This is a genomic window from Tateyamaria sp., assembly GCF_039940735.1.
Lineage (GTDB): Bacteria > Pseudomonadota > Alphaproteobacteria > Rhodobacterales > Rhodobacteraceae > Tateyamaria.
On sequence record NZ_JBDVGB010000065.1, the window covers coordinates 30,037 to 51,498 of the forward strand.

At 58.2% G+C, this 21,462-nt stretch carries 23 protein-coding genes and 1 pseudogene; 14 read left to right on the plus strand and 10 right to left on the minus strand.

The window, feature by feature from the left end:
* Positions 1-2: 2 nt before the first annotated feature.
* Positions 3-1,712 carry an acyl-CoA dehydrogenase gene (locus ABJF76_RS14255; RefSeq protein ID WP_348409077.1) on the minus strand — a complete coding sequence of 570 codons (1,710 nt, stop codon included), beginning with the start codon at positions 1,710-1,712 and terminating at the stop codon, positions 3-5.
* Positions 1,713-1,850: 138 nt separating this feature from the next.
* Here ABJF76_RS14255 and ABJF76_RS14260 point away from each other — a divergent pair, with 138 nt between their 5' ends.
* Positions 1,851-2,783 carry an L-threonylcarbamoyladenylate synthase gene (locus ABJF76_RS14260; protein ID WP_348409078.1) on the plus strand — a complete coding sequence of 311 codons (933 nt, stop codon included), beginning with the start codon at positions 1,851-1,853 and terminating at the stop codon, positions 2,781-2,783.
* Here ABJF76_RS14260 and ABJF76_RS14265 read toward each other — a convergent pair.
* Positions 2,780-3,334, minus strand: coding sequence for a YqgE/AlgH family protein (locus ABJF76_RS14265; protein WP_348409094.1), 555 nt, complete (start codon positions 3,332-3,334; stop codon positions 2,780-2,782). The genes ABJF76_RS14260 and ABJF76_RS14265 overlap by 4 nt on opposite strands.
* A gap of 232 nt (positions 3,335-3,566) precedes the next feature.
* Here ABJF76_RS14265 and ABJF76_RS14270 point away from each other — a divergent pair, with 232 nt between their 5' ends.
* On the plus strand, positions 3,567-4,388 hold the full coding sequence (locus ABJF76_RS14270; protein ID WP_413821878.1) for a protein-disulfide reductase DsbD domain-containing protein: 822 nt from the start codon (positions 3,567-3,569) through the stop codon (positions 4,386-4,388).
* Between the two features lie 21 nt (positions 4,389-4,409).
* Here ABJF76_RS14270 and ABJF76_RS14275 read toward each other — a convergent pair whose 3' ends face one another.
* From ABJF76_RS14275 to ABJF76_RS14295, 5 genes are all read right to left on the minus strand, one after another.
* On the minus strand, positions 4,410-8,021 hold the full coding sequence (locus ABJF76_RS14275; RefSeq protein ID WP_348409080.1) for an efflux RND transporter permease subunit: 3,612 nt from the start codon (positions 8,019-8,021) through the stop codon (positions 4,410-4,412).
* 3 nt (positions 8,022-8,024) lie between these two features.
* Entirely contained in the window at positions 8,025-9,485 is a 1,461-nt protein-coding gene (locus ABJF76_RS14280) for an efflux RND transporter periplasmic adaptor subunit (protein WP_348409081.1), read from the minus strand.
* Positions 9,486-9,578: 93 nt separating this feature from the next.
* A complete protein-coding gene (gene moaB, locus ABJF76_RS14285; protein WP_348409082.1) occupies positions 9,579-10,121 on the minus strand; it encodes a molybdenum cofactor biosynthesis protein B in 543 nt (180 codons plus the stop codon).
* On the minus strand, positions 10,118-10,729 hold the full coding sequence (locus tag ABJF76_RS14290; RefSeq protein ID WP_348409083.1) for a LysE family translocator: 612 nt from the start codon (positions 10,727-10,729) through the stop codon (positions 10,118-10,120). The genes moaB and ABJF76_RS14290 overlap by 4 nt, the downstream gene beginning before the upstream one ends.
* Positions 10,722-11,486: a uracil-DNA glycosylase gene (locus ABJF76_RS14295; protein WP_348409084.1), complete on the minus strand. Its 765-nt coding sequence runs from the start codon at positions 11,484-11,486 to the stop codon at positions 10,722-10,724. The genes ABJF76_RS14290 and ABJF76_RS14295 overlap by 8 nt, the downstream gene beginning before the upstream one ends.
* Positions 11,487-11,616: 130 nt before the next feature.
* On the opposite strand from ABJF76_RS14295, the gene ABJF76_RS14300 reads away from it, so the two are divergent.
* From ABJF76_RS14300 to ABJF76_RS14355, 12 genes are all read left to right on the plus strand, one after another.
* Entirely contained in the window at positions 11,617-12,561 is a 945-nt protein-coding gene (locus ABJF76_RS14300) for an aspartate carbamoyltransferase catalytic subunit (protein ID WP_348409085.1), read from the plus strand.
* Entirely contained in the window at positions 12,558-13,037 is a 480-nt protein-coding gene (locus ABJF76_RS14305; protein WP_348409086.1) for a hypothetical protein, read from the plus strand. The genes ABJF76_RS14300 and ABJF76_RS14305 overlap by 4 nt, the downstream gene beginning before the upstream one ends.
* Positions 13,034-13,576: a hypothetical protein gene (locus ABJF76_RS14310; protein WP_413821877.1), complete on the plus strand. Its 543-nt coding sequence runs from the start codon at positions 13,034-13,036 to the stop codon at positions 13,574-13,576. Before ABJF76_RS14305 ends, ABJF76_RS14310 begins: the two co-directional genes overlap by 4 nt.
* Entirely contained in the window at positions 13,573-14,091 is a 519-nt protein-coding gene (locus tag ABJF76_RS14315; protein ID WP_413821876.1) for a hypothetical protein, read from the plus strand. Before ABJF76_RS14310 ends, ABJF76_RS14315 begins: the two co-directional genes overlap by 4 nt.
* Positions 14,088-15,371, plus strand: a complete 1,284-nt coding sequence (gene pyrC, locus ABJF76_RS14320; protein ID WP_413821875.1) for a dihydroorotase — start codon at positions 14,088-14,090, stop codon at positions 15,369-15,371. Before ABJF76_RS14315 ends, pyrC begins: the two co-directional genes overlap by 4 nt.
* A gap of 16 nt (positions 15,372-15,387) precedes the next feature.
* Positions 15,388-15,993 carry a glycerol-3-phosphate 1-O-acyltransferase PlsY gene (gene plsY, locus ABJF76_RS14325; RefSeq protein WP_413821874.1) on the plus strand — a complete coding sequence of 202 codons (606 nt, stop codon included), beginning with the start codon at positions 15,388-15,390 and terminating at the stop codon, positions 15,991-15,993.
* Positions 15,994-15,998: 5 nt separating this feature from the next.
* On the plus strand, positions 15,999-16,256 hold the full coding sequence (locus ABJF76_RS14330) for a hypothetical protein (protein ID WP_413821873.1): 258 nt from the start codon (positions 15,999-16,001) through the stop codon (positions 16,254-16,256).
* Positions 16,257-16,292: 36 nt separating this feature from the next.
* Complete coding sequence (locus ABJF76_RS14335; RefSeq protein ID WP_413821872.1) at positions 16,293-16,916, plus strand: LysE family translocator; 624 nt, start codon at positions 16,293-16,295, stop codon at positions 16,914-16,916.
* Positions 16,917-16,990: 74 nt separating this feature from the next.
* Positions 16,991-17,527, plus strand: a complete 537-nt coding sequence (locus ABJF76_RS14340; RefSeq protein WP_413821871.1) for a GbsR/MarR family transcriptional regulator — start codon at positions 16,991-16,993, stop codon at positions 17,525-17,527.
* Positions 17,528-17,557: 30 nt separating this feature from the next.
* Positions 17,558-18,055, plus strand: a complete 498-nt coding sequence (locus ABJF76_RS14345; protein ID WP_413821870.1) for a hypothetical protein — start codon at positions 17,558-17,560, stop codon at positions 18,053-18,055.
* Positions 18,049-18,408, plus strand: a complete 360-nt coding sequence (locus ABJF76_RS14350) for a hypothetical protein (protein WP_413821869.1) — start codon at positions 18,049-18,051, stop codon at positions 18,406-18,408. Before ABJF76_RS14345 ends, ABJF76_RS14350 begins: the two co-directional genes overlap by 7 nt.
* 127 nt (positions 18,409-18,535) lie before the next feature.
* Positions 18,536-19,117 carry a DUF805 domain-containing protein gene (locus ABJF76_RS14355; RefSeq protein WP_413821868.1) on the plus strand — a complete coding sequence of 194 codons (582 nt, stop codon included), beginning with the start codon at positions 18,536-18,538 and terminating at the stop codon, positions 19,115-19,117.
* Positions 19,118-19,232: 115 nt separating this feature from the next.
* Here ABJF76_RS14355 and ABJF76_RS14360 read toward each other — a convergent pair whose 3' ends face one another.
* The 3 genes and pseudogenes from ABJF76_RS14360 to ABJF76_RS14370 all read right to left on the minus strand — a co-directional run.
* On the minus strand, positions 19,233-20,603 hold the full coding sequence (locus tag ABJF76_RS14360) for a glutamate--cysteine ligase (protein WP_413821867.1): 1,371 nt from the start codon (positions 20,601-20,603) through the stop codon (positions 19,233-19,235).
* A 125-nt stretch (positions 20,604-20,728) separates the two neighbouring features.
* Positions 20,729-21,265: a hypothetical protein gene (locus tag ABJF76_RS14365; RefSeq protein ID WP_413821866.1), complete on the minus strand. Its 537-nt coding sequence runs from the start codon at positions 21,263-21,265 to the stop codon at positions 20,729-20,731.
* Positions 21,266-21,279: 14 nt separating this feature from the next.
* Positions 21,280-21,462 (minus strand): annotated as a pseudogene (locus ABJF76_RS14370) (N-acetyltransferase); the annotation flags it as partial.

The following is a 21,462-nucleotide window of genomic DNA, read 5'->3' on the forward strand; positions in this document are numbered from 1 at the left end:
AATCAAGCCGCCAATTCATCAACACTAAGCGCATAAAGATCATCCGCCCCAACCTGCGCCTGTTTCAACAGGCCCACATGTTCCGGCAGCAATCGTTGAATGTAAAACCGTGCCAGTTTTTCGCGCGCGCCGCCCACATCGGCCATCGCTGCCCGCAGGTGTACATAACCGCCCAGAACCCGGGCAAAGGCACGCAAGTAAGGCACCGCACCCGCAAAACGCTGTTGCAAATCGTCCTGTTCCACCAGCCAATCCGTCGCTTCGCGCAGACTTTCCGAAGCCTGCCATACCGCTTCGGCCATCTTGGGATGGCTTGCGCGCGCGGTTTCAGTTGTGCTTTGGATTTCATCCAGCAAGCGGTTGGCGGCCTCGCCCCCATCCATCATCTTGCGTGCCACAAGATCCATCGCTTGAATGCCGTTGGTGCCTTCATAGATCGCTGTGACGCGCACATCGCGGCTGAATTGCGCAGCGCCCGTTTCTTCGACAAAGCCCATGCCGCCGTGCACTTGCACGCCCTGATTGGCGACATCAATGCCGACATCTGTACCAAAGGCCTTGGCAATCGGGGTCAGCAATGCCGCACGTGATGTCCACTCGGCGTCACCTGTGGCAGTGGTCATATCAATCGCAACCGCACAGCTTAGACCGATGGCACGGGCTGCAAAGATGTCGGCCTTCATGGCCATCAACATGCGGCGCACATCGGCATGGTCGACGATGGTGCCTGATGGCCCCGCCGTCTTGCCTTGTTTACGTTCAAGCGCATAACCAAGCGCGTGTTGATAGGCCCCTTCGGCCGCGCCTACACCCTGACCGCCAACGCCCAAACGTGCGTTGTTCATCATGGTAAACATGGCAGCCATGCCGCCACCTTCGGCGCCGACCATCCAGCCCTTGGCGCTGTCATATTGCATCACGCAGGTGGGCGAACCGTGCAGGCCCATCTTGTGCTCAAGACTGACCACTTTCAATGTGTTGGCGACACCTGCATTGCCGTTCTCGTCCGGGATATTGCGCGGCACAAGAAACAGGCTGATACCTTTGGTGCCCGCAGGTGCACCGGGCAAACGCGCAAGCACCAGATGGCACACGTTGTCGGTGAAATCATTATCGCCCCACGAAATATAGATCTTTTGGCCCGAGATATTGTACGTCCCGTCGCCATTGTCTTCGGCTTTGGAGGTCAGCGCGCCCACATCCGAACCCGCTTGCGGTTCAGTCAGGTTCATAGTGCCCGTCCATTCGCCCGAAATCAGTTTGGGTAGGTACAATTCCTTGATGGCATCGCTGGCGTGGTGCTCAAGCGCTTCGATCTGACCTTGCGACATCAACGGAGCAAGTTGCAGCGACAGGCAGGCGGCACTCATCATTTCGTTCACGGCACTTGTGACAGTTACCGGCAAGCCCATGCCGCCATATTCGGGATCGGCTGCCATGCCGACCCAACCACCTTCGGAAATCGCTTTGTAGCCTTCGGCGTAACCCGGCGACGTGCGCACGACACCGTTTTCCAAATGCGCCGGGTGCAAATCACCGGGGCGTTGCAGGGGGGCCATGATATCTTCGCACAACTTACCGGCTTCGGTCAGAATGGCCGACGTCATGTCGGGCGTTGCTTCCTCGAACCGGTCCGTCGCGGTGACCTGCGCAAGGTCAACCACGTGGTCGAACAGAAAGGTATAGTCGTCAACAGGCGCGCGATATGGCATGACAGGAGGCTCCTTTGCATCAATAACTTGGCAAGCGCAAAACCTGCGCGTAAATGGGCGTCTTTGAAATGAAGATGGGGCCACGCGCGTCCAATCGCAACTCGAACGCGGCGTCACAACCTTCCGCACCGGAACGATATGAGAAAAACCACGGCAAAGCACCTGACAAACGACAATGAAGGCATCGCTGCGGCCGTTCGGTTTTTGAACGATCGGCGGCTTGTCGCATTTGCCACCGAGACCGTTTACGGGCTGGGGGCCGATGCGCGCGACGGGCAAGCGGTGGCGCGGATTTATGACGCCAAAGGGCGACCGCAATTCAACCCTTTAATCGTGCATGTGCAGGACTTTGACACCGCGCAACGTTACGGTGTGTTTGACGCACAGGCCGCACAGCTTGCTGCCGCCTTCTGGCCCGGCCCGCTGACATTGGTGGTGCCTTTGGCGACGGGCCACGGGCTTTCACCCCTTGTCACCGCTGGTTTGGACACTGTTGGGATTCGGGTTCCGGCACACCCGCTTGCGCGCCAGCTTTTGGCGGCGTTCAATGGGCCCATCGCGGCCCCATCCGCCAACCCGTCAGGACGGATTAGCCCAACCACAGCCGACCATGTTCTGGCTGGATTATCTGATCGCATCGACGCCGTTCTTGACGGTGGCCCCTGCCCGGTTGGACTGGAATCCACCATCGTTGGCGGCGCGCCCTTGGCCTTGCTGCGCCACGGCGGCCTCGCGCAAAGCGATATCGAGGCGCTTAGCGGGCCGCTCGCCGCCGCAGGCCCGGACATTCGCGCACCCGGTCAACTGGCCTCGCATTACGCGCCGCGTGCACGCATCCGCCTGAACGCCATGCATGCCAGTGCGGATGAAGTTTTGCTTGGTTTTGGGGCCATGCCTTGTGATTTGAACCTGTCCGCGCGTGGCGATTTGATTGAAGCCGCCGCGAACTTGTTTGGTCATCTGCACAATCTTGATGCACGCGACATGCCCATTGCTGTCGCCCCCATTCCCAACACTGGATTAGGACGCGCCATCAACGACAGGCTGAACCGCGCGGCCGCACCACGCTAGGCGCGGCCTGCCGTGCCCGACAGGCCCAAAGGGTCAATCCCAAGCGATCCAACCGCCGCCGCCCATTTGCCGTCATTGTCACTGGCAAAGACCAGATCGGGCGAAGCGGCAACCGTCAGCCAACCGTTCTGAGCAATCTCAGATTCGAGCTGACCTGCACCCCAACCCGCATACCCAAGCATAATCAACGGATTGCGCGGCCCTTCGCCGATAGCGATGTCCTCTAGCACATCCAATGTCGCCGTCATGCCAAAGTCACCACCCACCTGCAATGTTTTCAATTTCGAAGTATAATCAGGACCGTGCAGCACAAAACCGCGCGATGATTCGACCGGACCACCGATATGGACTTGCATGTGACGGGTGCCTTCGCCTGCTTTGATGTCAAGCTGCTCCATCAACGCACCAAGCGTCACATCCGTTGCCGGTTTGTTAACAATCAGCCCCATCGCGCCGTCGCCAGAATGCGCGCAGATATAGATGACGGAGCGTTCAAATCGCATGTCCATCATGCCGGGCATCGCCACCAAAAGCGCGCCAGTTAAGTCCATCGCAGTTGGCTCGGGCATGTATGCCTCCTTGCGGCGCAAAAGTATTTGTCTTGTGTCAGCATGCCCGCGCAAAGCAACAGGAACAAGGCCGGGCAGTGTCGCAAGCAATCTGGCGCGCAGGTTGTGTTCAAAATGGGGGCAATTTGCAACTTTGGCCCATAATCTATTTAGTTTAAGCAATCTGACTGGAACGTGACTTGGAATCTTACACAGGCATTGGCATCTAAAAGACATGACATATTTTTATCGCTCTCTCGCCGCCGCGACCGCTGCTCTTTTAACCTCAACGGCACTGCCTGCCATCGCGCAGGACCATTTCGACGATCCAGTCGAATTCGAAGTGCTACAAGGGTGGGAATTGCCGGATGGCAGCCGGGCTGCGGCCTTACGCCTGACGTTGGAACCCGGGTGGAAAACATATTGGCGTGCGCCGGGCGATGCGGGCATTCCACCCCATTTCGATTGGAGCCTTGCGCGCAATCTGGGCGACGTCGACATCACATGGCCCACACCTTCGATCTATGTGGACAACGGTCTGCGGTCGATTGGCTATTCTGGTCAGGTCGTGATCCCCATGCGCGTCACGCCAGCCCAATCCGGCAAAGACGTGCGCCTGCGTGCGACCATGTCGTTGGGTATTTGTTCCGACATCTGCGTGCCTTACCAGATCGAGCTGGACACAGTGCTGGATGCGCCCGATACCAGCCCAACACCCGCCATTGTTGCCGCCATGGCTGACGTGCCTTTTAGCGCGCGCGAAGCGGACGTGCGCGCCGCCACCTGCACCCTGCGCCCCACCGACCAAGGCATGCAAATTGAGGCGCGCGTAACCTTGCCCCATACCGGCGGCACCGAAGTTGCGGTGATCGAAACCGGCACGCAAGGTCTGTGGATCAGCGAAGCACGCACCTCGCGCCAAGGGGACACACTGACCGCGACAAGCGACATGGTCCACTTCAGCGGCGAGGCATTCGCGATCAACCGTTCAGACGTACGGATCACCATATTGGGTGGCGATTATGCCGTTGACGTTCAAGGCTGCACTGCGGGTTAAACCCGGTGCTATGTTGCGCGCCTAGACGAAGCGGCGCGCAATTTGGAACGTTAGAACGCTTAACACATAGGCCGCCGCCCCGAACGCCAGCACTCCGGCGCTGAACAAGCCAAGTGCTGCAGGCATTGCCGCCATTTCAGATACCTGTGGTACGACTGCAATCAGTTCCTGTGGCAGGTTTCCAAACCACATCGTGTGGCCAAGCGTCGCGGAAAACCAGCCCAATACCAACACCCACATCACCATAAAACCCCAGCGCACAGATGCAGCAGGCGACGCCAGCCCGCGCCGCATCGCTTTGATTTGACGTGCGAAATCATGTTGCACTGCTACCAGCGCAGGCACCACCAACAACACCAGCAGCATCCCAAACCCAAGGCCGTAAACCAGCGTGATGATCGTTGGCTTCAAGAACTGCGCCTGCTGAGATGTTTCATACAGCAGCGGCGCCATGCCCAACACAGTGGTGAGCGTGGTCAACATCACCGGGCGCAAGCGGTCTGCTGCGCCAGCGATGATGGATGGCACCAGCCCGCGTTCGCGCGCATATTCATCAATGGTGGTCACCAAAACAATGGAATCATTGATGATAATCCCTGTCATGCCCAACAGTCCAACCACCGTAAACATGCTGAGCGGAACGCCCCATAGGTGGTGCCCATAGATCGTGCCAACAAGTCCAAACGGGATAATCGCCATCACAACCATGGGCCGCGTCCAACTGGAAAACACCCAAGCCAGCACGAGATAAATGCCCGTGAGCACAAGGATCAAACCCGTCAACGCATCACTTAGGAAATCGTTTTCCTGCTCGCTTAGTCCTGATTGCAGAAAATCCACCTGCCGTTCGGCAGCGATGGTTGGCAGGATGTCGTCGGCCAAGGCTTGGTTGATCTCGGCCGCGCGGGCCGGGTCGTCTTCGGAAATGTCACCAGTGACGGAAATCAGCCTAATCCCGTTTTCACGCCGAACTGTCGAAAATCCAGTGCGACGATCCACGCTGACAATATCCGCCAAGGGCACGTACAAGCCATCCGGCGTCCGCATTTGTGTGCGATCCAGAAAATCAGCCGTCAATTCGCCGCTTGGCAGTTCCACCCGGATTTCCGCACTGCGCGGCCCGTCCGGATAGGTCGCAGCCTCGATCCCATTAAGCCGGTCGCGCAGGCCCCGCCCCAACGTGTCGATGGTAAAGCCCAAAGCTTGGCCCTGCGGCGTTAGATCAAGGATCAACTCTTCTTTGTCAAAGGCAAGATTGTCCTCGACTGCGCTAACCTCTGGGTATTGCAAAAGCGCGCGTTTCAGGTCTTCGGATGCGGCTTTAAGCGTGTCGGTGTCTGCGCCAAAAAATTCGACATCCAGCGCGTCACCGCCGGGGCCGGACCGCCCGCCACGAAAGCTAACAGTTTCGGCCAAGGGGTGATGTACCACCGCGTCTTGCAGCTGCGCAACAAAGGCAAACGACGAATACGGGCGCAGGTCGGCATCGATCAATTCGATGGAAATGCCGCCCAACAAATCGGAATCTTTCGAATCCGTCCCAGCAAGCCCCCGGCCCGCATTGCCGCCAATTTCGGCGATGACATAATCGATCGGGTTGCGCCCGTGCTGAGCCTCAAGCTCTGCGCCCAACGCCTCGGTGGCGCGTTGCATTTCGCGCATCATCGCCAACGTGTCTTCGCGCGTGGCGCCTTCGATCATGGCGAAGTTGCCGGTGACAGACCCACGTTCAGGCGCGTTAAAGAACCGCCATTGCACGTCACCTTGGATGAACAAAACCATCTGGCTTGCCAAAACCGCGCAAACGCCCGCCAACACCACATAACGGCACAAGATAATGCCCGCCATGAAGGGGCGGAACAACTGTTCGCGCATCCACTCAAAGCCGCCATTCACAATCGACGATGGCGTATCAAGGCCGCGTAACCCCATGATGGCCACCCATTCGGCCTTGCGCGCGCGCGGCGACAAAAGGAACAGAACCGCCGTGATCCCAGGCCCCACAACCAGATAGGGCAAAGCTGCACGCCAATCGGTCAGCGTATCGGGCCACGCGAGGTAACTCAGCCCACCTGACACAACTGCGCCCAGCGCCAGCACACTTGCCACAGCCACAGCAAGCCGCGCACGGCTGAATTTTGTATGATCCGAGGCCGCCAACGCATGGGCCATGTGATGCGGCAAGATCAGGAAACATTCGATCAACGACGCGATCAGCACCACAATGACCGTGAAAGGGATGTCGATAATCAGATCACCAAAACGCCCGCCAATCGCCACAAGTCCAAAGAACGCAATCACAGTCGTCAACGTCGCGGCGAACACCGGCATCGCCATGCGGCGCGCGGCGTTGGCGGCAGCGGTTTTGGGGTCTTCGCCATAGGCGCGAAAGCGGTGATCGGCGTGTTCGCCCACAACAATCGCATCGTCCACCACAATGCCCAAGGTGATGATCAACCCAAACAAGGACACCATATTGATGGTCAGCCCACCCACGTACATAAACGCAATCGCAGCCATTAAGGCCACGGGGATACCCGCCGCGACCCAGAGCGCCGTGCGTGCATTCAAGAATAAAAACAACAGCGCCACAACCAGCCCAAGACCCACCAACGCATTGTCCAAAAGGATGTTCAGGCGGGCGGAAATCGCCTCGGCCCGCGTGCGGATCAATTCGACCGTGACGGCGGGTGGCAACGTGGCCTTTAAAGCGTCCGAGACCTCTTGCACTTGGCCCTGCATTTCAATCGCATCGCCCCGGTTGGACCGATCGACCCGGACAGAGACCGCCGGATAATCACCAACAAAATAGCTGCGTTCGCGACTGGCCCCAAGTTGTTCAATCCGCGCCACATCACGAATGCGCAGCTTGGATCCATCATCATTAGAGCGCAGCACAATGCCGCCAATTTCTTCGGGAGAGCGTTTTTGCGTACCTGTACGCACACGCGCATTGGCGCCGGTCACGTCGCCTGCCGGATCGGTGTCGACCTCGGCTGCGATGGCCGCCGCGATTTGCGCCATGGTCACGTCATTGGCGATCAATTGCAGCGACGGCACTTCGATCAACGTCTGCGGGGCCGCAATGCCGCGAATGGTGGTGCGTGTGACACCGACAGCAAACAGGCGGGTGACCAATTCATCAGCGAACAGCCCCAATTGTTGCGTATCAACAGGGCCCGCAATGACAACATCCGTCACGCGATCGCGCCACGCGCCGCGCCTTACGTTGGGATCGTCGGCGTCTTCGGGCAAGGTGGTGACCGCATCGACTGCCGTCTGCACATCATCCGCTGCACGGCCCATGTCCCAACCCGGTTCAAAATCCAGCGTGACGGTTCCAGACCCTTCGCGCGATGTAGCAAAAGAGGATTCGACCCCCTCGACCGCCAGTAAACCCGGTTCCAGCAATTGGATGATGCCTGCATCGACATCTTCGGCCCCTGCTCCGTCCCAACGGACGGACACCGTGACATTGTCCACAATCACATCCGGAAAAAACTGCGCCCGCATATTGGGAATTGCGGCGATGCCTGCGACGACCATCAACAACAACAGCAGGTTTGCGATCGTGCGGTGCCGCACAAAATAATTGAGCAACCCGCCCGCGGCTTTTGGGATTTCGCGCACCATGGCCTAGCCCCCCATCCGACTTTCGATGCGTTCGACCATTTGGGCGGGCACCGTCGGTTCACCAAGCTGAGACAGCACACGGGCTTTGGCCTCAGCGGGCATACGTTTATTGCCCTCAACAAAGGCGATCAGACGCGCGCGACGTTCTGTTGTCAGTTCAACCATTTCTGGCGCTGGTGGCGCGGCGCCCGGTTCAACCGGACGCAAGGCGCGCACAGAAATACCGGGCCCAAGCAAAGGCGAACGCGCCTCAACCACATCGCGCCCGGCGATGTCGGGGCTGCGCACCAACACATCGTCGCCTTCGCGGTGCAACACACGCACATCTAGCGCCTCAAGCCGGTCGTCCGCACCCAGCACCAGCACCGTGTTGTTGCCATCAACAGCCGAAGCCGGAAGGCGCACAACATTGTCCAAAGGCGGTTCTTGCACCGTAACAGTGACAAAATCGCCCGGTTTGAATCCGCGCGCAGTATCCAACCGGGCAAAAATCAAACGCCCGGTCTGCGCCTCGCCCGATCCGGCGCTGGTGCGGCTGATGACCCCGGTTGCTTGTAAGTCTACGCCCGATACATCCAAAATCGCCGTCACAGAGGCAGGCATCACACGGCCATTTTCATCCAAAAGCCGCGCAAATTGCGCGGTTGAGACGCGAAATGCGACCTCTAGCGCCTCAGCATCGATCAGCACAGCCAGCTTTTCATTGGCCGATGCCAACCGTCCGGCCACGACATCTGTTTCGCCCAATGTCCCGTCAAAGGGTGCCACCAGCGTTGTGTCATCCAACACCCGCTGCGCTTCGGCTAAGGCAATATTGGCACGCGCCAACCGGGTTTGCGCCTGATCAATACGCGCTTCGGCAACCGTGACAGATTGACGACGAGCAAGCACCGACTGGCGGGCAGAGGCCGCGGCCAATTCGGCCACTTCGACCGCCGCGGCCGTACCAACGCCGCGATCTGCCAAACCAACTTGGCGTTCGTAAGCGCGTTGTTGCAAATCAGATTGATCTTGGCTGGCAATTTCTTCGTCTTGCGATAGGGCAAGGCCGCGTTTTGCATCACGCACTTCGGCTTCGGCATCCAACAAGTCCGTACCCGCCCGATCCAACGCCGATTTGGCGTCCGCAGTGTCCATACGGATCAAAACCTGCCCCGCTTTGACCACGCCGCCGTCTTCAAAACCTTCTGCCAGCTCAACAATTCGCCCCGACGCGGCTGATCGCAATTCAAGACGGCGACGGCTTTCGATCTCGCCAAAACTTTCAAGCATCGGAGTTTCGCTGCCCGGTTCGGCGCGGATCACACTGACGGCAAAAACGCGCTCGCGCGCAGGCCGCGCCTTGGTTTCTTGGGCAAGCCGTTCCTGCACGGCCCCACCCACAAGCTGCCCTGCATAGGCCAACAACCCAAGGCTAAGAGCCGCGAGAACCAAACCAATTATGCTTTGCCTAATGAATCGCATATTTCACGCTTTTGACCGATCTGCGTTGCTGTCCATTTTAAATAGGACGTCCTGCGCCGTTACCAAGGCACAAAGCTGTTACGTAGCCGCGCCCTATTTCCGTCGCTGATGTTCATCTAAACGCGGTAATATTTCCACAAAGTTGCACGGACGGTGACGAAAATCGAGCTGACGGCCCAAAATTTCATCCCAAGCGTCCTTGCATGCCCCCGGACTGCCCGGCAGTGCAAACAGATAGGTGCCATTGCGCACCCCCCCCGTTGCACGGCTTTGCACGGCACTTGTGCCAATCTTTTGCATCGACACGATTGTGAACACGGTGCCAAAGGCGTCGATCTCTTTTTCATAGACATCCCGGTGCGCCTCGACCGTGACATCACGCCCCGTCAGGCCTGTGCCGCCGGTGGAAATCACAACATCGATGCCCGGATCACCGCACCATCTTCGCAACTGTTCGGCGATCTCGGCCCGCTCGTCGCGCAGGATTTTGCGGTCGGCCAGCACATGGCCTGCCTTTTCAATGCGGTCCACCAACACATCGCCCGATCGGTCTTGATCCGATGAACGCGTGTCACTGACCGTCAAAACTGCAATGCGAACAGCAATAAAATCTAGAGTTTCGTCGATACGGCTCATGTGCGCTCCAATATAGCAAGGCGAATGGCAAGGGCGGCAAAAACGCTGGCTGTGATCCAATCAAGCGCCCGGCTGCCTTGCGCCAACCGTCGCCCAGCGCCGCTGGCAAAGACACCGACCGCCCCGTTGATGATAAAACCCCCGACGCTTAGCACTGCGCCAAAGATCAGAAACTGCCCCAGCACCGGCCCCGCCTCAGGCACGACAAATTGCGGCACAAAGGCCAACACAAACAGGATCACCTTGGGATTGGTCAGGTTTACAAACAGCCCGGCGCGAAAGGCACGGCGCGGGCTTTTGGCAGGTACATCACCCGCTGATCCGCTGTGCCGCACCGTTTGCACTGCAAGCCACAGCAAATACGCCACGCCGATCCAACGGATCATCTCAAACGCGACTGGCACCGTAGCCACCAATGCTCCAAGGCCCAATCCTGCAAGTGCCGCATGAATAAACGCGCCCAGCGCGACACCGCCGCTGGCCGCAACGGACGCGCGCGGCCCCGAACGCAAGCCCTGCCCAAGGCAAAACATCATATCTGCCCCCGGCGTCAGGTTCAGCGCCAAACCGGCAGGCACAAACGCCAAAAGCATCACCGGATCAACCATTGCCCAGTCTCGCCTTTATCGACAATAAATCCGCCCATGCATCACGCTTGGCAACAGGGGTGCGCATCAACTGTTCAGGATGGAACATCGGCAAGGCGGGCTTGCCCAGCACCTCGACCCATTCGCCACGCAACCGGGTGATGCCGCGCTTGCCCAGCAATGCCTGACAGGTTTGATTGCCCATCAACACCAGCACATCAGGCTGCGCCAACGCGATGTGACGCTGCAAAAACGGCAACAGCATCGCGATTTCTTCCGGCTTGGGATCGCGATCCTGCGGTGTACGCCAAGGTAGAACACTGGCGATATAAACAGACGACTCGCGGCTGAGATCAATCGCGCCAAGCATCTTGTCCAACAACTGCGCCGCACGGCCAACAAAAGGACGCCCCTCGCGGTCTTCATCCCGCGTCGGCGTTTCTGTGATGATCATGACGCGCGCACCGGGCGCACCATCCGAAAACACCAGGTTGCGAGCGCCCAACTTCAGATCACAATGATCAAAGCCCATCAAAGCAGCCCGTAACCCGTCAATATCCTGCGCCGTTTCCGCCGTTGCGCGCGCAACAGCAACCAAATCCACCTCTTGCACAGGTGCGGGCATCCCGGCGGACGCAGCAGGCGCTGCCGCAGGCTTAACAACCGCCGCAGGCACATCATAGCGATCGACAGGCGAATCCGAGACACTCTCGTCCGCACCCAGCTCGATCTGCCACGCCAATGCCGCCAGGGCACTATGATATTCAGCCGATTCCATACCCCGACTCTACGCCCCCAGACACAGAACCGAAATGCCTCTTCATTGTTCTTTAAAATACTCAAATGCCAGCGCTTGCCGCCCACGCACACCCAAGACTATAACGCACCAAGCAGCGACAGGGGCCATCATGACTTTCAGCCACCGCCACCTTCTGGGCATCGAACACCTCCGTCCCGAAGAAATCGTCACCCTTCTTGATTTGGCCGAAGACTACGTGACCCTGAACCGGGCCGCCAAAAAACACGGCGATGCGCTGACGGGCCTAACCCAAATCAACATGTTTTTTGAAAACTCGACCCGCACGCAGGCCAGTTTTGAACTGGCTGGTAAACGGCTGGGGGCAGATGTGATGAATATGGCGATGCAGGCGTCATCCATCACCAAGGGTGAGACGCTGATTGACACCGCCATGACCCTGAACGCTATGCATCCTGACCTTTTGGTGGTGCGTCACCCACATTCCGGCGCGGTAGATCTGTTGGCGCAAAAGGTAAACTGCGCCGTCCTAAATGCAGGTGACGGGCGTCACGAACACCCGACCCAAGCCCTGCTCGACGCACTTACCATCCGGCGCGCAAAAGGACGGCTGCATCGCCTGAATATCGCGATTTGCGGCGACATTGCACATTCCCGCGTGGCGCGCTCCAACATTATCCTTCTCGGTAAGATGGAAAACCGCATCCGCCTGATCGCCCCCCCTACGTTGATGCCCGCCGGCATTGCCGAATTTGGCTGCGAGATGTTCGACGACATGGAAGAAGGCCTCGCTGACGTGGACGTTGTGATGATGCTACGCTTGCAACGCGAACGCATGGATGGCGGCTTTATCCCATCCGAGCGCGAATACTACCATCGCTATGGCCTTGATGCCGACAAGCTGGCGCACGCCAAGCCCGACGCCATTGTCATGCATCCCGGCCCCATGAACCGCGGTGTCGAAATCGACGGCACTTTGGCCGATGACATCAACCGCAGTGTCATCCAAGACCAAGTCGAAATGGGCGTCGCAGTGCGTATGGCCGCTATGGACTTACTGGCACGCAATCTGCGCGATCATCGGGGCGCGGCATGACGGACGCCGATCTGACGACCGACCTGATGCCTGGCGAAACGCTGTTGCACAGTTGGACAATCTCGGGACGCTCGTTTTTTATTCGCATGGGCACGATTGTCGCCGTTTGGGTCGTCCTTGGTCAGATTGGCAGCTTGGGGCAAAGCCTGTCTGTTACGCTGCTTGCCCTGCCCGGCGCAGTGCTGTTCGGCCTATTCTATATGTGGGTGTTCGGAGAACTCGACATCTGGATGCACAACCGGAAAACCATATGGCACCTGACAAATCGGGCCATACATATCGTACCGGACGACGACCTGCCATCACGCATGCCATTAGCCGAAATCAAACGCATCAACCGCTTTCCGTTTTGGTCGTTGGTAATCCGCTTGAATTCCGGAACGGCAACAACCCTGCCCATACCACCCGCCCCCAAAACTTTGCGGGACCGCATCATGCAAGCGCGCGAAAATGCGCTACCACAGGGGGTGACATGAACGCTGATATCTCCGTCAAGGCCTCTGAAACTGGTGCGATCCGCGTCTTTGCGCTGTCTATGACAGATGCAGAAGCGGCGGAGTTCAAAGGCGACGCCGCATCCATCGCAACCGCGCTCGGCGTCGAAGTGGACGCGACCCATGTCGAGGTTTTCCCGGTTTCAGACCTCGAAGGCATTGGGCTCAGTGGCTACCTCACCGAAGGCAACGCAATCCCGCCCGAAGAACTCGCGTCGGACCGTCCCAAACTCGATCGCTTGGGTGGCTGGGTGATGATCGTCTTTTCTCGCGCCTTCCAAGGGCGCGCCGTCACCCTATCGCCCATTCCAACCCTCACTCTGATTGGCACATACGGCATGCCCGCTGTTGATTGGCGTGCGACCGAGGTCGTCTCCTCAGAGGCTGCCAAACCGTTCACCGCCCCACCTTCCACCGTCAAAAAACGGCCCTCGGACGCCGCCATGTCAGGCCGCATCGCGACCGTTGTGCTGATCCTATTGGGCCTGTTCACATGGGCCATAATCTGGATTGCAGGATGAACAGCCACGACGAATGGGAAGGATTGCTAGACCCGGACGAGCAGGTCATCTGGCAAGGAAAGCCTTCGTCCCGCGTGCAATTGGAATTTGAAAGCCCATTTGCCGTGCTGTTTATGATGGTCTGGGGCGGAATACCTCTTTTTATGGTGATATCCCAACCCTCAACCCTACTGCTTGGTGTGCCTACATTGTTTTTGGGAATCGCGCTGTACTTCTTTGTTGGCCAACACTTTTGGGCCGCATACCAACGCAGTCGCACGTTCTATAGCTTGTCAAACACTCGCGCGTTTATTGCCCGCGCCGGCCTAAGCGGGCGCAAGCTCGACAGCTATCCGATTACGGAAGACACCGTGTTACATCTTGATGAAGGGCGTAAAAAAGCCGTGTGGTTTGGCACGTCCTACGGAAAACAGATGTTCAGCAATAACACTGAACGACCGTTGGGGTTTGAACGATTGACCGCCCCGCGCGATGTGTACCAACTGCTTAGAAAAGTCCAAAGAGGCGACGCATGACCGACACGCTTTTCACCAACGCCAAGCTGATTGACCCTGAATCCGGCACCATCACAACCGGGGCCATAGGCGTCACAAATGGCCAAATTTCGGCTATTATCACGGATCAGACACCCCACCCACAGGCCGAGAAGACTGTGGATTGCAACGGCAAACACCTTGCACCCGGCATTGTCGATATCGGTGTAAAGGTGTGCGAACCCGGCGAGCGACACAAAGAAAGCTTTGGTTCCGCAGGCCTCGCCGCCGCCGCAGGTGGCGTCACGACCATGGTCACACGGCCCGATACCGACCCGGTCATCGACAACCCCGAAACCCTCGAATTTGTCATCCGCCGCGCCCGCGAAGCCGCCCCCGTCAACGTGCTGCCGATGGCCTCGCTCACCAAAGGGCGCAAAGGGCGCGAAATGACGGAAATCGGCTTTCTGCTTGATGCCGGCGCCGTCGCCTTTACCGATTGCGACCACGTCATCACTGACAGCAAAGTCCTATCTCGCGCGCTGGCCTATGCGCGCAGTCTGGGCGCTTTGGTCATCGCCCACCCCCAAGATCCAAGCCTGTCGGCAGGGGCCGCTGCCACGTCGGGTAAGTTCGCGTCCTTGCGTGGTCTGCCTGCAGTGTCCCCGATGGCCGAACGCATGGGTCTGGACCGCGACATCGCCATGGTCGAAATGACAGGCGCGCGCTATCACGCCGATCAGATTACCGCCGCGCGTGCCCTGCCCCCGCTGGAACGCGCCAAGGACAACGGATTTGACATTACTGCAGGCACCTCGATCCACCACCTGACGCTAAACGCGCTGGATGTCGCCGACTACCGAACCTTCTTTAAGATCAAACCACCTTTGCGCGACGAAGAAGACCGCCTTGCCATCGCCGAAGCCGTCCAATCCGGCCTGATTGACGTGATCAGTTCCATGCACACGCCCCAAGACGAAGAAAGCAAACGCTTGCCATTCGAAGCTGCGGCCTCGGGCGCGGTCGCCCTTGAAACGTTGCTGCCCGCCGCCATGCGTCTGTTTCATGCCGACCTTATCACCCTGCCGCAACTTTGGCGCGCCATGTCACTGAACCCGGCCAAGCGGCTAGGTTTGCCGTGCGGACGCATGGCTGTAGGCGCACCTGCGGACCTTGTTCTGTTTGACGCCCATGCGCCCTTTGTTATGGATCGTGCCACACTCCATTCCAAATCGCGCAACACCCCCTTTGACGGAGCCCGCATGCAAGGTAAGGTTTTGGCAACCTATGTGGCGGGTCGCTCCGTCTTTCAAAAACCTTAGACGTAAAAGGCGAACTATGCCGCTTATTGAGACTTCTGCATTTATTCTGCTGCTTTGGGCCTTGATCGGCTATGCCCTGGGGTCGATCCCATTTGGTATGGTGCTGGCGAAGGTCATGAACCTTGGGAACTTGCGCGACATTGGGTCGGGCAATATCGGCGCGACCAATGTGCTGCGCACCGGAAACAAGACAGCCGCTGCGCTGACCCTTTTGCTTGACGGCGCAAAGGGAGCAGTTGCCCTGCTGTTGGCGCGTGCCCTGACAGGGTCCGAAGATGCCGCGCAATTGGCCGGCTTGGCGGCAATGCTGGGCCATTGCTATCCGGTTTGGTTACATTTCAAGGGCGGCAAAGGCGTTGCAACCTTCCTTGGCCTGATGCTGGCGCTTCATTGGCCGGTCGGCATTGGTGCTTGCCTTGCATGGCTGTGCGGCGCGCTTCTTAGTCGTATTTCATCAATGGGAGCACTGTTGGCAGCTGCATCATCGACCTTTTTGATGCTGTCTCTGGGGGCGGAAGATGCGCTTGTATTTGGCATTTTACTGACGTTGTTGGTCTTTTGGCGCCACCGCGCCAACATTTCGCGCATACGCGCCGGGACCGAACCGCGGATCGGCCAATAGACCATATGGTCAGCTTTGGCGCAGCGCTGTCTGCGTTGCCGTTGGGTACGTTTACCGGAACTGCAAATGGGCGGCGCTATGTGGTCACAAAATCTGCATTCGCCTGTGAAAAATCCATTAAACTGGTCGCCGAGGAGCTGGGTGGCACAGATTATATCAGCCTCAATTGGTACAAACTTGCGTCCGGCACCCGGCTGAAACCTTGCGAAATGGCTGAAACCAAAGTGCGCGCTTTTGTGGACGCGCTTGTTCCGGACGCGTAAGCTGGAACCACCCGTTCCATACCCCAAAGGCACATCATGAGCGACATCAACCTGCCCTTGATCCTTCTGGCCGCCCTGCTTGCAAGTGCAAGCCCCGGCCCTGCGACGCTGACCATTGCGGGCACGTCTATGACCTCCGGACGGCGTGCGGGGCTGGCCGTAGCAACCGGGGTGACGACAGGGTCGCTCACTTGGTCCATTTCTGCCGCTTTCGGACTTGGGGCCATCATGTTGGCGAATGCGTGGCTGTTTGAGATCATACGCTATGCTGGGGCCGCCTATTTGGGTTGGCTCGCGATCAAATCCGCCCGCGCCGCTTGGCTGGGCGCGGCGCTTAAGGTGCCGCCAACCGCAACCCGCGATCTTAAAGGTCACTATGCCAAGGGCCTTGCCCTGCACCTGACCAACCCCAAAGCGATCCTGTTTTTTGGCGCTCTCTATTCTGTTGGAGTCCCCCCCGGTACGCCTGCGATCGGACTGCTCAGCGTCATTTTGGCGGTTGGCGCGCTAAGTTTCACAATCTTTCACGGCTATGCACTGATCTTTTCGTCGGCTCGGATGATGCGAACCTATGTGCGGGCAAAACGTGGGTTCGAGGCAGCCTTTGCGCTGTTCTTCGGCGCCGCAGCACTTCGTATCCTGACGGCCAAACTGACTTAACGCCCAAATCTTCTTGACGTACCAGTCTTGTCTGTTATTTCTGAATTTACAGAAATAACAGACTGAGTCGAAAAATGCACCTGACCCAATCTATGCAAGACTTCATCCTTCACTGGGGGGATATGGGCCAAAAGTGGGGCACCAATCGGTCGGTGGCACAGATCCACGCGTTGCTGCACATCTCGCCCGAGCCATTGACGGCGGATGAAATCTGCGACCTGCTGAACCTCGCGCGCTCCAACGTGTCGACTGGGATCAAAGAATTGCAAAGCCTTGGCCTTGTGCAATCCACCCGCAAATTGGGCGATCGGCGCGACCACTTCCATTCGATCCGCGATATGTTTGACCTTGTTCAAACCGTGATCGAAAGTCGGCGCGCCCGCGAATACGCGCCCACCCTCAAGGCGTTGCAGCAAGTGCAACAAGAGGCCGAAGGCGATGCCACCCCACCCGCGATCAAAAAGCGGATCGCGGAAACGCTAGAAACGATGCAGATGTTTGACGACTGGTACACCGACATCAACCGCATGCCGCGGTCCGTCCAGATGGGCCTAATCAAGATGGGTGCCCGTATCGCGCGTTTCCTGCCCAAATCGAAACAAGACGACTGACGACTTTTTATTTGCCTCGGAGTTTCTCTCATGACAGAAAAAATGGAAAATAAAGAAATCCCGCAAAGCGTACCCGAGCCGCACATCCCCGGCGCGCGCTATGCGATTGACCCATTGGCCTTCTTCTTTGCGCTGGTCAGCGCACCGGTTGTGGTGGCGCTTTTGTTTTTCTGGATGCTTGCCATCCCAGTCTTTGCGGTTGCCGTTGGAGGTTTGCCTTATCTGATCGTTGGCACGCCTGTGCTGCTGATCTATCTGCACTATCGCAAAGGGTCACCTCAGGGTGCTGCGGGTTGCGCGGCAATTACCGTTATCGTCGGCTGTGTTCTGGCCCTAACGTCCGCTGTTATTCATGGCGATCTCCACGAAATGGACGGCATCCTGACCTTCGGCATAACCGCTGCGGTCCACGCCACCGCCTGGGGCTTTGCATTCGGCAAACTTTACAACCGCTGGCGCAGCGATGTGTCGCGTCGCCCGCTTCCTCCCTACCCGAACCAGCACTTGAAAGGACCAATCCCATGCTGATTATTGCAATCTTATACTTTATCCTTGGCCTTGGCGCGGTTGGCGCACTTAGCCTCATGATCATGCGCATCGGCGCACTGGCGGGCAACTGCCCGCACACCCGAGAACGCGCCTATGTGAACACCCTTAGCATCGCGACCGGTTTTGCCGCTATCGGTGCAGGCGGCGTTTTGATGATCGGTGCAATCTTGCCATTGATCGCGGGCGGCTTGTTCGCTGCATTGATGCTGCCCCTTGGGTTTGCGGCCCTTTGTCTTGGGTTGGGGTTCACCCACGCGATGGGGATGCTGCGCGCCGCCTTGATCGATCCAACCGCGCCGCAGCAAGGCCAACCAGCCCCCCAACCGGCTTGAAAAAACGGCGGGGCGATTCCTTTCGCCCCGCCCTTTCAAAATACCAATTGCGCCACAGTTGCGCCGGAATTTCCCCTCAAGATAGAACCTACAGGTCGTAATACGCGTCATAAAAAGGCTAAATTCAATGGGATTTCCAGAAGCAGTCGTTTCGGTTTTTGCAGGGACATTCAAATTCTCGGGCCGCGCACCGCGGTCGGAATACTGGTGGTTCTTCTTGTTTGAAGTGATTGCAATCACTGTGCTGGCCTTTGTCGACGCCGCAACGATTATGCAGTTTGCCGCCCAACCTCAAGGCAACGAAAACGCGGTTGAAATGTTCAACCCCTTCGCGCTGACGATGGTTTATTACCTGCTCCTGACGTTTTTCCCACGCATCACGGTGACGGTGCGCCGCCTGCATGATGTGGGGGCTTCGGGTTGGTTTTGTCTGCTTTATTTTGTGCCCTTGGTAGGTGGTTTGATCGTGTTCATCATGACACTGCTTCCATCCCAGTCCGTGGACAACAAATTCGGCCCGCCCCCCGGTGGCTTTGGCGGACCGCGCCGATCAAAATCGGGCGGGGGCAGCCATGATCCAATGCAAGGATACGCGTCACTTGATCGTGCCAACCAGAGCACGACCGCAGAAATGCAGGCCGCACGCAAAGCCGAAGTGCGCGCGCTTTATGAACAGCGTGTGTTGGGACGGGGTGCGCCAGCAAAATAAGTCCGCCCAAATAAGACGGCCTTGAGTGGCCGTGCAAATTGCGAGGGGTTAACGCGTTAGCGCCTCGCAGTTGAATGGCAGGATGTCGCCGGAACGCCACCCAAGACGGATCGTTTTAGTAGGAATAAGCCTCGAACACTCGCGTCACGTCGCCGTTCCAATCCCCGTGATAATGCTCGATCAGCTCATCCGCGGGGGTGTTTCCGGTGTCGATGCTTTCTTGCAAAGCGTTTAAGAAATGGGTTTCGTCCGGAACCAAACCACCCGCACCGGGACGCGCACGCGCGGAAAGACCCGCATGCGAAATTGCGACAGCTTCGCGTGCAAGATCGTGCATTTTGACCCCGTTCACCACTGCTTGCAGCCCATCGACGGAGGCCGCGATACGCAGCTGTTCGCGGGTTTCCGCATCAAATCCTTTGACCAAATCCCACGCGGCATCCAGCGCAGTTTGATCGTACATCAGCCCCACCCAGAACGCAGGCAGTGCGCACAGGCGACGCCACGGGCCACCATCGGCCCCGCGCATTTCGATGAATTTTTTCACCCGTGCTTCGGGAAAGGCCGTTGTCATGTGATCGGCCCAATCGCTCAGCGTCGGCGTTTCGCCCGGCAGTGCGGGCAACTTGCCTTCCATGAAATCACGGAACGACATGCCCAGCGCATCGATGTATTTGCCGTCGCGATAGACAAAGTACATCGGCACATCGAGTGCGTATTGCACCCAACGTTCAAAGCCAAAGCCGTCTTCGAATACGAACGGCACCATGCCTGTGCGCGTCGGATCCAGATCGCGCCAAATGCGGCTGCGCCATGATTTATGGCCATTCAACTTACCCTCAAAAAACGGCGAGTTGGCAAACAATGCCGCTGCAATCGGCTGCATCGCAATCGCGACACGCATCTTTTGCACCATGTCTGCCTCGGTCGAAAAGTCGAGGTTCACCTGCACTGTGCACGTGCGCCGCATCATCGCGCGCCCCATCGTGCCGACGCGGCCCATATAGGCGTCCATCAGTTTGTAACGGCCCTTGGGCATCAGCGGCATTTCGTCGTGCGTCCAGTGGGGTGCTGCGCCAAGACCGATAAATCCGGCACCAATGCCATCGCAAATGTCTTTGACTTCAGCGAGGTGTTGATTCACCTCGTCACAGGTTTCGTGAATGGTTTCCAGCGGTGCACCCGCCAATTCAAGCGCCCCACCCGGCTCGAGCGAAATGTTGCACAGCCCTTTTTCCAGACCGATCAGGTGCCCACCTTCGCGCAGTTCGTTCCAGCCATGACGGTCGCGTAGACCGCCCAAAATCGCTTCGATCGATCGCGCGCCTTCAAACGGCAGCGGTTTCAGCGTGTCGCGGCAATAGCCGAATTTCTCGTGCTCCGTGCCAATGCGCCACGCATCCTTGGGCTTGCAACCGTCGGCCATGTATTCGGCCAGCTGGCCGTGATGTTCGATAGGACCGCCGCCGGATTGAGGAATGGACATTTAGGGCTCCGAATTTGTGCCTGCATTTAGCGAATAGGGATGGGACGATTTGACTGGGGTGTCAATGTGTGGCTGGCGTGCGTAACATCACCGTCGATTGCGCATGGCCGCACTTGAAACTGCGCTTAGGCCCGCCCGCGCGGTTCCATCTGCAACAAGGTCGGTGCTTGGCGTTGCCAAATCACCACTGACGCATCAGGGGCTGCACGTAATTGTCCCAACATATGTTCGGTTTTCAACCCCGGCAGGCTGGCAAATGCGTCAAAAAGTGCATCCGCCCCGTCGGCATCCACCGGGATCATCACATCCGGCAATCCCGGCTGTTCAAGGCGCCAATGGGCCGGGCGTTGCGCGCCGTCCAATGTCAGGCGTGACATTTCACGCAAAGCGATCAAACCGCCAGACAGAGGCCCGAAGTAACTCACTTGCCCTTCGTCGACCTGCACAGTGCCAAGCCCACCGCCCGCGCCGCGAAAGCGCCCACGTTGTAGGCCGATCATGATCAACGCCCCTGCCCCAATCAACACAACCGGGGCCAAAAACCCAAGTAATCCGCGCGGCCCCGCCAGCCACCACAAAGCAAGCACCGCAAGCACAATTCCGATCAACACTTCGCGCCAACGCCACAGCTCGGCTTTTGCTTCTGGACGGAAAAACATCAAACATCTCCTCGTGTTCAGGACGTGAGCGGAATCGAAACATCGCCCTCAAACAGAGCAACACGATACGCGCCAATATGGCGAAAACCAATGGCCTCATAGGCCCGCGCCGCAGCCCTGTTCGCGGCAAACAAGATGGCACGGTTGATCCCACGGTCACGCGCTTGGGCCAAATGCGCGGCGATCACCTGCCCCCCATA

Coding starts and splice junctions, on each gene's coding strand:
- ABJF76_RS14255 (WP_348409077.1), bottom strand. CDS start 1,712: ATGCCATATCGCGCGCCTGTTGACGACTATACCTTTCTGTTCGACCAC.
- ABJF76_RS14260 (WP_348409078.1), top strand. CDS start 1,851: ATGAGAAAAACCACGGCAAAGCACCTGACAAACGACAATGAAGGCATC.
- ABJF76_RS14265 (WP_348409094.1), bottom strand. CDS start 3,334: ATGGACTTAACTGGCGCGCTTTTGGTGGCGATGCCCGGCATGATGGAC.
- ABJF76_RS14270 (WP_413821878.1), top strand. CDS start 3,567: ATGACATATTTTTATCGCTCTCTCGCCGCCGCGACCGCTGCTCTTTTA.
- ABJF76_RS14275 (WP_348409080.1), bottom strand. CDS start 8,021: ATGGTGCGCGAAATCCCAAAAGCCGCGGGCGGGTTGCTCAATTATTTT.
- ABJF76_RS14280 (WP_348409081.1), bottom strand. CDS start 9,485: ATGCGATTCATTAGGCAAAGCATAATTGGTTTGGTTCTCGCGGCTCTT.
- moaB (WP_348409082.1), bottom strand. CDS start 10,121: ATGAGCCGTATCGACGAAACTCTAGATTTTATTGCTGTTCGCATTGCA.
- ABJF76_RS14290 (WP_348409083.1), bottom strand. CDS start 10,729: ATGGTTGATCCGGTGATGCTTTTGGCGTTTGTGCCTGCCGGTTTGGCG.
- ABJF76_RS14295 (WP_348409084.1), bottom strand. CDS start 11,486: ATGGAATCGGCTGAATATCATAGTGCCCTGGCGGCATTGGCGTGGCAG.
- ABJF76_RS14300 (WP_348409085.1), top strand. CDS start 11,617: ATGACTTTCAGCCACCGCCACCTTCTGGGCATCGAACACCTCCGTCCC.
- ABJF76_RS14305 (WP_348409086.1), top strand. CDS start 12,558: ATGACGGACGCCGATCTGACGACCGACCTGATGCCTGGCGAAACGCTG.
- ABJF76_RS14310 (WP_413821877.1), top strand. CDS start 13,034: ATGAACGCTGATATCTCCGTCAAGGCCTCTGAAACTGGTGCGATCCGC.
- ABJF76_RS14315 (WP_413821876.1), top strand. CDS start 13,573: ATGAACAGCCACGACGAATGGGAAGGATTGCTAGACCCGGACGAGCAG.
- pyrC (WP_413821875.1), top strand. CDS start 14,088: ATGACCGACACGCTTTTCACCAACGCCAAGCTGATTGACCCTGAATCC.
- plsY (WP_413821874.1), top strand. CDS start 15,388: ATGCCGCTTATTGAGACTTCTGCATTTATTCTGCTGCTTTGGGCCTTG.
- ABJF76_RS14330 (WP_413821873.1), top strand. CDS start 15,999: ATGGTCAGCTTTGGCGCAGCGCTGTCTGCGTTGCCGTTGGGTACGTTT.
- ABJF76_RS14335 (WP_413821872.1), top strand. CDS start 16,293: ATGAGCGACATCAACCTGCCCTTGATCCTTCTGGCCGCCCTGCTTGCA.
- ABJF76_RS14340 (WP_413821871.1), top strand. CDS start 16,991: ATGCACCTGACCCAATCTATGCAAGACTTCATCCTTCACTGGGGGGAT.
- ABJF76_RS14345 (WP_413821870.1), top strand. CDS start 17,558: ATGACAGAAAAAATGGAAAATAAAGAAATCCCGCAAAGCGTACCCGAG.
- ABJF76_RS14350 (WP_413821869.1), top strand. CDS start 18,049: ATGCTGATTATTGCAATCTTATACTTTATCCTTGGCCTTGGCGCGGTT.
- ABJF76_RS14355 (WP_413821868.1), top strand. CDS start 18,536: ATGGGATTTCCAGAAGCAGTCGTTTCGGTTTTTGCAGGGACATTCAAA.
- ABJF76_RS14360 (WP_413821867.1), bottom strand. CDS start 20,603: ATGTCCATTCCTCAATCCGGCGGCGGTCCTATCGAACATCACGGCCAG.